Source organism: Mycobacterium colombiense (genome assembly GCF_003284975.1).
In the GTDB taxonomy this organism is placed as follows: domain Bacteria; phylum Actinomycetota; class Actinomycetes; order Mycobacteriales; family Mycobacteriaceae; genus Mycobacterium; species Mycobacterium europaeum_A.
Map to the genome: position 1 here is coordinate 1 of NZ_QMEU01000121.1, position 11917 is coordinate 11917.

Genomic DNA, 11917 nt, shown 5'->3' on the forward strand with positions numbered 1-11917 from the left:
CGGGTTCGGGCTGCGGCTCCGGTTGGAACTGCGCCGCGGGCGGCGATGACGGGTGCTGACGCGGCTCGAACCGCTGCTCCGCCGGTCGCGCGTACGCGGACTCCTCGGCGTAGGCGGGCTGCTCGGCGTACGCCGGATCCGGCGCCGGTTCGTACTGGTTGCGGACCCGTTCGCGCCGGGACGGTGGCTGCTGGCGAGGCGGGATCAGCGGTTCCTCGGGCACGTCGATGATGGCGTCGTCGCGGTTGTCCTGCGGCACCGACGTCACGCGGTCGCTGGACACCCAGTCGACGGGGTTGTCGCGCGGGTTCTCGCCGTTGCGATCCCACTCGCTGTACGCGCGCTCGGGCTGCGGCTCGGCCTCGGGCGTTCCCCCGAGCGCCGGGCGCTGCGCCAGGTCGGTGTCGAACAGGATTTCCAGGCTGGTCCGCAGGGCGGACAGTTCCGCACGCAACTCGGCCAGATCGTCGGCGGCCTGGGCGCGCAGCTCGGAGGCCAGCTCGCGGCGCAGCTGCGACTCCACGGTCAGTTCGTATTCACGCCGGGCCGAGATCTCCCGGTCCAGCTGTAGGTCGTAGACCAGCTTGAGGTCGCGGACGCGGGACTGATCGGCGTCGCTTTGGCGTCGATAGAGCACGGAAACGAAGGCGCCGGCGACTGCGGCCCACAGCGCCAGGATCACAGCGAGCTTGAGAAGTTCCACCCGATTGGTGAAAACCAATGCGGAGCTGGCCCCCATCGCGAGGACCAGCAACGCGGTCAAGAGCACCCACCCCGGCCTGCGGCCGCCGCGCCGCACCCGGGCGCCGCGGGACAGAACGGTCATGGCCTGAGAGTACCTGCGCGAGGTCAATCCGCGTGTCGCGTGGCTCCGGCGATTCTCACCCGGGCTTGCCAGTGCTAGCTTTCCGCGCCCTCGCCGTGCTCGGTCGGATCCTGCGGTGACTTGCAGCAATGTTGCAGCCACAGCGCGGCAACGAGCAGCGCCAGCGCGCTGACGGCCGCGACCACGGTCCCCGTGGTGTCCTCGGCGGCGGCCCGCAACCACGATTTGCGGGGCAGGAAGTACACCAGGATGCCGATCCACCAGCCCAGCATCAACGCGCCGACCCAGGCCGAGGCCTTGGCGACCATCAGGCTGCGCGCCACCGCGAGCGGATGCAGCCAGCCCGGGCCGGAGCCGATCTCGCCCTCGCTGATCTTCGCCCGCACGTAGCGCGCCCACAGCGCCTCGACTACGGCCACCGCCAGCAGCGACAGGCCGGTCCACACGGTGATCGGCGGAAACCACCGGTACAGGCCCTTGACCAGCAGGTATCCCACCACGGCGGCGCCCACCACCGCGGCGGTCAGGTCACGCTTGCGGGTGGGTCCCATCAGGTCGTCGGTCCCCGATCGGCCGGCTTCCCGTTCGGGCGCAGGGTCAGGTCGGTCGGCCGGACGCCGTCCCGGTCGGCCGCTTCCAGCTGGGTGAGCAGGCCGGCGACCGGCTGAGGACCACCGGCCAGGGTCAGCCGCGCGTCCGGCTCGACGTCCAGCCAGGGGATGAGTACGAACGCTCGGAGGTGGGCCAGCGGGTGCGGCAGCGTCAGGTTGTTCTCCCGGGAGATCACCTCGGTCGGGCCGTAGCAGGCGATCAGGTCGACGTCGAGGGTTCGCGGCCCCCAGCGTTCCCCGCGCACGCGGCCCGCCGCCCGCTCGAATTCCTGCGCGCGCCGCAGCCAGGCCTGCCCGTCCCGGGACGGGTCGTCGGCGATCACCACCGCGTTGAGGAACGGCGCCTGATCCACCCGGCCCCAGGGGTCGGTCTCGTACACCGGTGACACGGCGCGCACCGTCTCCCCCAGCCCGTCGACGACGGACTGCAACCGGGCCAGCCGGTCGCCCAGGTTCGAGCCGATGGACAGCACCACTCTGGTCATCAGCGCCGCTCCTCGACGCCGGCCGAGCCGGCGTCATCGTCGTCGTCGCGGGTCATAGGGCCCCGCCCGCCGGAACCACCGAACCGCGGCCGCCGCGGCGCGACCGCCGCACCACCACGGCGACGTCGGCGAACTGCTGCGGGATCGGAGCCTGGGGCTTGTGCACCACCACCTCGACGGCGTGCACGCGCTGGTCGTCCATCACCTGGTCGGCGATCTGGGCTCCGACGGTTTCGATCAGGTTGCGCGCGGGCCCGGCCACCACGTCGGCGGCCAGTCGGGCCAGGGCGGCGTAGTCATAGGTGTCAGCCAGTTCGTCGCTGGCGGCGGCGTCGGCGAGGTCGATCCACACGGTGATGTCGACGACGAAGTCCTGACCGTTGGCACGCTCGTGGTCGAACACCCCGTGTTGTCCGCGAACCTTCAAGCCGCGCAATTCGATTCGATCAGCCATCGTCTCCAGCCAGTTCCGTGTGCGACCCGCCGGTCCAGGCCGCTACGACCTTGAGGGCATCGACCGTGGCCCGCACGTCATGCACCCGCACCCCCCAGGCGCCGTGCAGGGCAGCCAGCGCCGACACCACCGCGGTGGCCGTCTCGCGCCCGTCGGGCGGTCGCGGCGCTCCGTCCGCCCCGGCTAACAACGTACCGAGGAACCGTTTGCGCGACGCACCCAGCAGCACCGGGATGCCGGTCGCGACCAGCAGCGGCAGGGCATGCAGCAGCGCCCAATTGTGTTGCCCCGTCTTGGCGAATCCCAATCCGGGATCGATCATCAGCTGGCTGGGGTCGACACCGGCGGACACCGCGGCGTCGACGCTGGCCAGCAGCTCGTCGCGCACCTCGCCCACCACGTCGCGGTACTGCGGCGCCGCGTGCGGGCGCTCGGCCGACACCGATCGCCAATGCATCAGCACCCACGGCACTTTCGCGTCGGCCAGCAGGGGCGCCATCGCGGGATCGGCACGGCCGCCGGACACGTCGTTGACGATGCGCGCTCCGCCGCACAGCGCCGCGCGCGCGACATCGGCGTGCATGGTGTCGATGCTGACGGTGACGCCTTGAGCCGCAAGCGCTTTGACGACGGGTATAACCCGGGCGGTTTCAGCCCGGGGGTCGATCCGCGTGGCGCCGGGCCGGGTCGACTCTCCCCCGACGTCGACGATGTCGGCGCCGTCGGCGACCAGGGCCAACCCGTGCGCCACCGCCTTGTCGGGGTCGAGGTAGCGACCGCCGTCGGAGAACGAATCGTCAGTGACGTTCAGAACTCCCATTACCTGCACGGGCGCCAGACTCACTTGCGCAGGATCAGGTCGAGCGCCTCGGCTCGAGAAGCCGCGTTGGTTTTGAACAGGCCGCGCACCGCTGAGGTGGTGGTGACCGCTCCGGGCTTACGGACGCCGCGCATCGCCATGCACAGGTGCTCGGCCTCGACGACGACGATCACACCACGCGGGTTGAGCTTTTTCACCAGGGCGTCGGCGATCTGGCTGGTGAGCCGCTCCTGCACCTGGGGGCGCTTGGAATACAGGTCGACCAGCCGGGCGATCTTCGACAGGCCGGTGACCCGGCCGTCGTTGCCCGGGATGTAGCCGACGTGGGCCACACCGTGGAACGCCACCAGGTGGTGTTCGCACGTGGAGTACAGCGGAATCTCCTTGACCAGAACCAGTTCGTCGTGCTCCTCGTCGAACATGGTGTTCAGCACGCTGTCGGGATCGGTGTAGAGCCCGGCGAACATCTCGCGGTAGGCGCGCGCGACGCGAGCCGGTGTCTCGCGCAGGCCGTCCCGGTCGGGGTCTTCGCCGATCGCGTGCAGCAACTCGCGGACCGCGGCCTCGGCGCGCTCCTGATCGAACGCGCGCGTCGCGGGCACCGCGGTATCCGGCCCCAAACCGCGTAAGGCCATCGAATCCTCCGTTTGCTCAGCCGTGAGCCGGCGGGTTGGACCGGCTCACGTCGTCATCCTGCCGGTCCGGCGACCCACCCTCCGGGGCGGGTTGGCCGGGCGGCGGATACGGCGGATACGGCGGGTACGACGGGTGCGCCTGACCCGGGTGACCCGCTCCCCCCTGCTGACCAGGATAACTTTGCTGACCGCCGGGATAGCCCTGCGGTGCTGGATAGCCCTGGGGGCCCGGGTAACCGCGCGGCGGTTGCTGCCAATACGGCTGCTGCTGCCCGGGCTGCGGATGCCAGTAAGTCGGCTGTTGTTGCTGCGGCGGCCATCCGGGCGCGCGCCAGCCGGCGGGGGCCCCGTAGTCGGGCTGGGTGGAACCCTGCGGATCGCCCTGCCGATTACTGCCACCCTGAGTGCCATGAGAACCGTTGCCGCCGTTGGCATTTCGATCGGCATCCAGCCGCGCCGCGGCGGCCGCCTCGCTGGCCCGCGCGATGGCCGCCTTGAAGGCCGGCTCGGGAGTGGGCGGCGGCCACGGCTCGCCGCGCTCGATGGCCAGCTCGCCGGGCGTCTTGATCGGCGGTTTGTCCGACGGGATGCGGCCACCGAAATCGTCGAACATGGTGAGCCGCGGCCGCTTTTCGACACCGGAGAAAATGCCCTCCAGCTCGGCCCGGTGCAGGGTTTCCTTTTCCAGCAGCTGGCCCGCCAAAATGTCGAGAATGTCGCGGTATTCGGTGAGGATCTCCCACGCCTCGGTGTGGGCGGCCTCGATCAACTTGCGGATCTCGTCGTCGATATCGCGGGCGACCTCGTGCGAATAGTCCGCCTGCGTTCCCATGGTGCGGCCCAGGAACGGGTCGCCGTGCTCCGAACCGTATTTGACCGCACCGAGTTTGGAGCTCATCCCGAATTCGGTGACCATCGCGCGGGCGATCTTGGTCGCCTGCTCGATGTCGGACACCGCGCCGGTCGTCGGCTCCCGGAAGACCAGCTCCTCGGCGGCGCGCCCGCCCATGGCGAACACCAGCTGAGCGATCATCTCCGAGCGGGTCCGCAGGCCCTTGTCTTCCTCCGGCACCGCCACCGCGTGACCGCCGGTGCGACCACGGGCCAGGATGGTCACCTTGTAGATGGGTTCGATGTCGGGCATCGCCCAGGCGGCCAGCGTGTGCCCGCCCTCGTGGTAGGCGGTGATCTTCTTTTCCTGCTCGCTGATGATGCGGCCCTTGCGGCGCGGCCCGCCGATCACTCGGTCGACCGCTTCCTCCAGCGCGGCGCTGGTGATGACGGTGCCGTTCTCGCGGGCGGTGAGCAGCGCGGCCTCGTTGATGACGTTGGCCAGGTCGGCGCCGGTCATGCCGACGGTGCGTTTGGCCAGCCCGGCGAGGTCGGCGTCCGGGCCGATCGGCTTGCCCTTGGAGTGCACTTCGAGCACCGCTTTGCGGCCCGCCAGGTCCGGGTTGGAGACCGGGATCTGGCGGTCGAAGCGGCCGGGACGCAGCAGCGCCGGGTCCAGGATGTCGGGCCGGTTGGTGGCCGCGATCAGGATGACGCCCGCGCGAGGGTCGAACCCGTCCATCTCGACCAGCAACTGGTTCAGCGTCTGCTCGCGCTCGTCGTGCCCGCCGCCCAGGCCCGCGCCGCGCTGGCGGCCCACCGCATCGATCTCGTCGACGAAGATGATGCACGGATTGTTCTGCTTGGCCTGCTCGAACAGGTCACGCACGCGGGACGCGCCGACGCCGACGAACATCTCCACGAAGTCAGAGCCCGAGATCGTGAAGAACGGAACCCCCGCCTCCCCGGCAACCGCGCGGGCCAGCAGCGTCTTCCCGGTCCCCGGCGGGCCGTAGAGCAGCACACCCTTGGGGATCTTGGCGCCCAGCGCCTGGTAGCGGCCGGGGTTCTGCAGGAAGTCCTTGATCTCGTAGAGCTCCTCGACCGCCTCGTCGACGCCGGCGACGTCGGCGAAGGTGGTCTTGGGCATGTCCTTGGAGAGCTGCTTGGCGCGCGACTTGCCGAATCCGAAGCCCATCCGGGCGCCGCCCTGCATGCGGGAGAACATCACGAACAGCCCGACCAGCAGCAGCAGCGGCAGCACGTAGACCAGCAACTCGCCCAGGATGCTGCCCTGGTTCACGACGGTGCTGACCTTGGCGTTCTTGGCGCTCAGCGCATTGAACAGGTCGACCGCGTAGCCACTCGGGAACTTGGTGATGACCTTGTCGGAATTGTCGGTGTCGCCGTTGCCCTTCTTCAGGGTCAGTCGCAGTTGCTGTTCACGGTCGTCAATTTGCGCGCTCTTGACGTTGTCACCGTTGATCTGGGACATCGCCACGGAGGTGTCGACGGGCTTATAGCCGCGGGTGTCGTCGCTGAAGTAGAAGAACGACCAACCGAGCAGCACCACGACAGCGATCGCCGTGATGGTGCGAATCACGTTTTTCCGGTTCATCAATCATCGGCCTTGCCGGCCAGGTCCTTCCCCGATATACACGCAGCTGGAAAAGTCCAGGCTACCGCTAGCGGAGATCGCCAGCTCCGGCAGAGCCGGGGCGCCGGCGGCACTCCCCTACCTTCGGTGTGGGCCCGCCCACTTGCGGGGGACGGGTCTTCGCCGTCCTGCTCAGTTAACGACCGGCAGTTCCCGACTACTCGTAGTAGCGGGCCTCGACGACGTTGCCGTCCGGATCGGCGAAGTAGTACCCCTGCGGCGCCCAGCCCCGGGCGCCGAAGCTCTGGTTCAGCCGCGCGCCGGTGTCCACGCCCTCGGCCTGTAGCCGCCGGTCCAGCGCGTCGTATTCGACCTTCGACAGCGCCAGGCAGACGTGGTTGACCGGGTGCCCGGCGCTGCCCTCGACGCGGGTCAGAGTCTCGGTGGCCGAGACGCTTTCGGCCGGCATCAAGTCGATGATCGAGTCCGCGCAGATCCGCACGCTCGGAAACGGCGCCTCGCCGGCCTCGAATTCGTCGAACCGGACGGGCTCGAGCCCGACGACGCGGGTGTAGAAGTCCATCGAGATCGGCGGGCTTTTCGTCCAGAGCACCACATGGTCGAGTCGCATCGAGTCGAGTATTCCCCGCTTCGGCCCATGGGGCCGCTATTCGGCTAAGCCGAACGGGGTCGGGGCCTTCTCAGCCAGCAGCGGTTGTGCTTTGGTGGGACGGTGCCCCCAACCGAACGGTTAGTAGATACCAATGGTGTGCGGCTACGGGTGATCGAAGCGGGCGAACGTGGCGCGCCCGTAGTGCTCCTGGCGCACGGCTTCCCCGAACTGGCCTACTCCTGGCGCCATCAAATATCCGTCCTTGCCGGTGCCGGCTATCACGTGCTGGCGCCCGATCAGCGCGGCTACGGCGGTTCGGATCGTCCGGACGGCGTCGACGCCTACGACATCCACCAGTTGACGGCCGATCTGGTCGGCCTGCTCGACGACGTCGGCGCGCAGCGCGCCGTGTGGGTCGGGCACGACTGGGGCGCCGCCGTGGTGTGGAACGCCCCGCTGCTGCATCCGGATCGGGTGGCCGCCGTCGCCGCGCTGAGCGTGCCGGTGACGCCGCGTCCACATGTGGCGCCGACGAAGGCGTGGGGCAAGATGTTCGGCGAGAACTTCTTCTACATCCTGTACTTCCAGGAGCCCGGTGTCGCCGACGCCGAATTGAACGCCGATCCCGCCCGGGTGATCCGTCGCATGATCGGCAGCCTGCGGGCCGACGGCAAGGATGCGCTGGTGCGGATGGCCACCCCCGGTCCGGAAGGCTTCGTCGACCGCCTTCCCGAGCCGGACGGACTGCCCGACTGGATAACCCAGGACGAACTGGACCACTACATCGCCGAGTTCTCCCGCACCGGCTTCACGGGCGGGCTGAACTGGTACCGCAATTTCGACCGCAACTGGGAGACCACCCCCGAACTCGACGGGGTGAAGATCCCGGTCCCGAGCTTGTTCATCGGTGGGACGGCCGATCCCGTCCTGTCGTTCACCAGCACCGACCGCGCGGCCGACGCGATCTCCGGTCCGTACCGAGAGGTGATGATCGATGGCGCCGGGCATTGGCTGCAGCAGGAGCGCCCCGACGAGGTGAATGCGGCCTTACTGGAATTCCTCAACGGATTGGAGCTGCAATGAGTGCGCCCCTGCGTTTCGGAGTCTTTATCACGCCGTTTCACCCCGTCGGCCAATCTCCCACGGTGGCACTGGAATACGACATGGAACGCGTCGTCGCGCTGGATCGGCTCGGGTTCGACGAAGCGTGGTTCGGCGAGCACCACTCCGGTGGCTACGAGTTGATCGCCTGTCCGGAGGTGTTCATCGCCGCGGCGGCCGAGCGAACCAAACACATCCGACTGGGCACCGGGGTGGTGTCGCTGCCCTACCACCATCCGCTCATGGTGGCCGATCGCTGGGTGCTGCTGGACCACCTGACCCGCGGCCGGGTGATGTTCGGGACGGGGCCGGGCGCCCTGCCCTCGGACGCCTACATGATGGGCATCGACCCGATCGAGCAGCGCCGGATGATGCAGGAGTCGCTCGAGGCGATCCTGGCGCTGTTCCGCGCGGCACCCACCGAACGCATCGACCGGCACTCGGACTGGTTCACCCTGCGCGACGCGCAATTGCACATCCGGCCCTACACCTGGCCTTATCCCGAAATATCCACGGCGGCAATGATTTCGCCGTCGGGACCGCGGCTGGCCGGCGCACTCGGCACTTCGCTGCTGTCGCTGTCGATGTCGGTGCCCGGCGGCTACGCCGCGCTGGAGACCACCTGGGACGTGGTCCGCGAACAGGCCGCCAAGGCCGGCCGCGACGAACCCGACCGTGCCGACTGGCGCGTCCTGAGCATCATGCACGTCGCGGACAGCCGTGAGCAGGCCATCGACGACTGCACCTATGGGTTAGAGGATTTCGCGAATTACTTTGGCGCCGCCGGATTCGTGCCGCTGGCCAACAGCGTGGAAGGCACCCAGACGCCGCACGAATTCGTCGCAGACTACGCGGCCAAGGGCAACTGCTGCATCGGCACCCCAGAGGACGCCATCGCTCACATCGAGGACCTGCTCGACCGCTCAGGCGGCTTCGGCACGCTGCTGATGCTCGGACACGACTGGGCCTCACCGCAGGCGACGTACCACAGCTATGACCTGATGGCGCGCAAGGTGATTCCGCACTTCAAACGACAGCTCGAGGCGTCGCGGTCGTCGCACGACTGGGCGAAGGCCAAGCGCGACCAGTTGATCGGCCGGGCGGGCGAGGCCGTGGTCAAGGCCATCACCGAGCACGTCGACGAGCAGAAAGACGCGGTGCACTGATGCGCGCGGCAGTGTTGCGGGGCGGCCGCATGGTCTATCGCGACGACGTGCCCGACCCGATACCGGAGGCCGGTCAGGTACTGGTGGGCGTGCGGGCATGCGGAATCTGCGGCTCCGACCTGCATTTCGCCGCACACGGCGCGCAGGTGCTGGAAATGAGCGACCGGGTGGCCGGCGGCACGGGCGGCATGCACGTCGACCTGAGCCACGACATCTTCATGGGTCACGAGTTCAGCGCCGAAATACTGGAAGCCGGGCCAGACACCGAGACCCATCCGCCGGGCACCATGGTGACCTCATTGCCGGTGCTGTTGTCCGCCAAGGGCGTCGATCCGATCGTCTACAGCAACAGCACCATCGGCGGCTACGCCGAACGGATGCTGCTCTCGGCGCCGCTGCTGCTGCCGATCCCCAACGGGCTGGACCTCAAGCACGCCGCGCTCACCGAGCCGATGGCGGTGGGGCTGCACGCGGTCAACAAGTCGAACATCGCGCCCGCCGAGACGGCCCTGGTGCTCGGCTGCGGCCCGATCGGGATCGCCATCATCGCCGCGCTTCGGGCCAAAGGCGTCGAAACCATTGTGGCTTCGGACTTTTCGCCCAAGCGCCGCGAGCTGGCCACCGCGATGGGCGCCCACCAGACGCTGGATCCGGCGCAAGGTTCACCCTTCGACACCGTCAAGCCCGCGGTGGTGTTCGAGGCGGTCGGTGTGCCCGGCATCATCGACGACGTGATGCTGCGGGCCCGGCCCGGTACCCGCCTGGTGGTGGCCGGCGTGTGCATGCAACCCGACACGGTGCACCCGTTCTTCGCGATCGCCAAAGAGATCAACGTGCAATTCGTGCTCGCCTACACCCCGGACGAGTTCGGCGATTCGCTGCGCGCCCTGGCCGAGGGCGACATCAACGTCAGCCCGCTGATCACCGGCGAGGTCGGCCTCGACGGGGTGGGCGCGGCATTCGACGACCTCGCCGACCCCGAGCGGCACTGCAAGATCCTCGTCACGCCCTAAGGCTTGTCGGGGCTCCGATTATAATCGAACATATGTTCGAGTTACCGACGGATCCCGCCGCGTTGGTGGAGGTGATCGAGTCCACCCATCGGGAGGAATCGATACTGCTGGCCCGTCGCCTGGCGGCGGTTGCGGCGTTGCTCCGCCACCGGGTGGCCACCCCCGCGCGGCCGGAACCCGAGTATGCGGAGATCGACGGCTTCGAGCAGACCGCCGCCGAGGTCGCCGCCGCGATGAACCTCTCGCCCGCGGGAGCCAGCTACCTGGTGTCGTATGCGGAGGCGCTCGACACCAGGCTGCCCAGCGTCGCCGCCCTGCTGGCCGAAGGCCGAACGGATTGGCGCACAGTGCGATTGATCATCACCCGCACCGACCTGGTCACCGACGGGGAAACACTGGCCAAGCTCGACCGATCGCTGGCCGGCCGCATCGGCAATTGGCATGGCTGGTCGCGGCAGCGGATCGTCAACGCGGTCGACGCCGCCGTGCGCTCCTGCGATCCCGACGCGGCCCGTGAGCGGCGCCTGGCCGCCGAGGATGACCGCCACGTCGCAATCCGTGCCAAAGAGGACGGGATGGCCGAGATCTACGGCTCGGTCGCCGCGGCCGCGGCGGCCGCCTTTGACCGCCGGCTCTCACAGCTCGCCAAGCAGGTGTGTGCGGCCGACCCCCGGACATTCGATCAGCGCCGGGCCGACGCGCTGGCGGCATTGAGCGAGGGCCGCGGATTGGCCTGCGCCTGCGGGCGACCGGAGTGTCCGGCCCGTGCGAGCGCTCACGATGCTGATGACGATCGGGCCGGGGCGCGGGTAGTCATCAACGTGGTGGCCAGCGAACAGACTGTGAACGCCGACGGCGCCTTGCCCGGCTATCTGGAGGGCTACGGCGTCATCGACGCCGAGCAGGTACGCCAATTGGCCGCCGCCGCATCGATACTCATCGCCAATCCGCTTACCAGTCCGGTCGAGGCCTTGCGTTATCAACCGTCCGCCGCATTGGAGCGGGCCGTCCGGTGCCGCGACCTCACCTGCCGGTTCCCGGGATGCAGCCGACCGGCAATGGTGTGCGACGTCGACCATACCGTCCCGTTCAACCACCAAAATCCGACGGCGGGCGGGCAGACCACCGCGGAAAATCTGAAATGCCTGTGCCGCCAACATCATCGACTCAAAACCTTCGGCGGCTGGCGTGACCTGCAACTTGCCGATGGCACCGTGGTGTGGACGTCGCCGAGCGGGCGGATTTACCGGACCTCGCCCGCCGGGGCCGACCTGTTCCCACAGCCGCGTGGTCCGGCATGCGCTGCGCCCGCGCCCAGGAAGCGAGGCCGGTCGCAGCAGCGAAGCGCGCGGATTGCGTACGCTCGCAAGCACAACCGCGACGCCCGGCCGATCAATGAAGCCCGATCGCGGCTAGCACGGGCCCGCGCGGACGAAATCGCGTCGCGCAAATTCCGAAACCACATGCGCGACATGCTGTTCCTTTTCAAGGGCACGCCTAGCACCAGCCCATTCTGCGCCTGGGTGAACGATCCCCGAGAACCGGAGGAATTGCCGAGCGATTGGGTGCCCGACGAGCCGGCGCCGCAACCCTTACCGGACGAACCGCCCTTCTGATTCATCGCAAGCTTTTCGACTTCGGATCAGCCGCCCGCCGGGGGTTGTGCGATGACGGTGGGCTTGAAACCGTATCGGGGCGCCACAAGGTGGGCCGCGGTGCCGCGCCCGGCCCCGCCGGTGGGAACCATCGGGACGCCACCCACCGC

Annotated in this window: 13 protein-coding genes; 4 read left to right on the plus strand and 9 right to left on the minus strand. The window is 68.7% G+C overall.

Annotation, left to right across the window (positions count from 1 at the left end; translation table 11 throughout):
* From DQP58_RS23205 to DQP58_RS23240, 8 genes are all read right to left on the minus strand, one after another.
* The coding region (locus DQP58_RS23205) for a DUF6779 domain-containing protein (RefSeq protein WP_346427289.1) at positions 1-826 on the minus strand (826 nt) is incomplete at its 3' end.
* 74 nt (positions 827-900) lie between these two features.
* The gene (locus tag DQP58_RS23210; RefSeq protein WP_112710511.1) at positions 901-1377 is read right to left on the minus strand and encodes a DUF3180 domain-containing protein; all 477 of its coding nucleotides are present in this window, start codon (positions 1375-1377) and stop codon (positions 901-903) included.
* Positions 1377-1922: a 2-amino-4-hydroxy-6-hydroxymethyldihydropteridine diphosphokinase gene (gene folK, locus DQP58_RS23215; RefSeq protein WP_112710512.1), complete on the minus strand. Its 546-nt coding sequence runs from the start codon at positions 1920-1922 to the stop codon at positions 1377-1379. Before folK ends, DQP58_RS23210 begins: the two co-directional genes overlap by 1 nt.
* A gap of 52 nt (positions 1923-1974) precedes the next feature.
* The gene (gene folB, locus DQP58_RS23220; RefSeq protein ID WP_112710513.1) at positions 1975-2376 is read right to left on the minus strand and encodes a dihydroneopterin aldolase; all 402 of its coding nucleotides are present in this window, start codon (positions 2374-2376) and stop codon (positions 1975-1977) included.
* Positions 2369-3220, minus strand: a complete 852-nt coding sequence (gene folP / locus DQP58_RS23225; protein WP_112710514.1) for a dihydropteroate synthase — start codon at positions 3218-3220, stop codon at positions 2369-2371. Before folP ends, folB begins: the two co-directional genes overlap by 8 nt.
* Positions 3217-3831: a GTP cyclohydrolase I FolE gene (gene folE / locus DQP58_RS23230; protein WP_066879442.1), complete on the minus strand. Its 615-nt coding sequence runs from the start codon at positions 3829-3831 to the stop codon at positions 3217-3219. The genes folP and folE overlap by 4 nt, the downstream gene beginning before the upstream one ends.
* A gap of 16 nt (positions 3832-3847) precedes the next feature.
* Complete coding sequence (gene ftsH, locus DQP58_RS23235; RefSeq protein ID WP_112710515.1) at positions 3848-6280, minus strand: ATP-dependent zinc metalloprotease FtsH; 2433 nt, start codon at positions 6278-6280, stop codon at positions 3848-3850.
* Between the two features lie 196 nt (positions 6281-6476).
* Complete coding sequence (locus DQP58_RS23240; RefSeq protein ID WP_112710516.1) at positions 6477-6890, minus strand: VOC family protein; 414 nt, start codon at positions 6888-6890, stop codon at positions 6477-6479.
* A gap of 102 nt (positions 6891-6992) precedes the next feature.
* Here DQP58_RS23240 and DQP58_RS23245 point away from each other — a divergent pair, with 102 nt between their 5' ends.
* The 4 genes from DQP58_RS23245 to DQP58_RS23260 are packed head-to-tail and all read left to right on the plus strand — an operon-like array spanning position 6993 to position 11768.
* Positions 6993-7955 (plus strand): alpha/beta fold hydrolase, encoded by a 963-nt coding sequence (locus DQP58_RS23245; RefSeq protein ID WP_205869521.1) that lies wholly within the window; start codon positions 6993-6995, stop codon positions 7953-7955.
* A complete protein-coding gene (locus tag DQP58_RS23250) occupies positions 7952-9139 on the plus strand; it encodes an LLM class flavin-dependent oxidoreductase (protein ID WP_112710518.1) in 1188 nt (395 codons plus the stop codon). The genes DQP58_RS23245 and DQP58_RS23250 overlap by 4 nt, the downstream gene beginning before the upstream one ends.
* Positions 9139-10152, plus strand: a complete 1014-nt coding sequence (locus DQP58_RS23255) for a zinc-binding dehydrogenase (RefSeq protein ID WP_112710519.1) — start codon at positions 9139-9141, stop codon at positions 10150-10152. The genes DQP58_RS23250 and DQP58_RS23255 overlap by 1 nt, the downstream gene beginning before the upstream one ends.
* 32 nt (positions 10153-10184) lie before the next feature.
* A complete protein-coding gene (locus tag DQP58_RS23260) occupies positions 10185-11768 on the plus strand; it encodes an HNH endonuclease signature motif containing protein (RefSeq protein WP_112710520.1) in 1584 nt (527 codons plus the stop codon).
* Between the two features lie 26 nt (positions 11769-11794).
* On the opposite strand, the gene DQP58_RS23265 is transcribed toward DQP58_RS23260, so the two are convergent.
* Positions 11795-11917 (minus strand): PPE family protein, SVP subgroup (locus DQP58_RS23265; protein WP_133259423.1); only part of this gene is annotated, 123 nt, incomplete at its 5' end.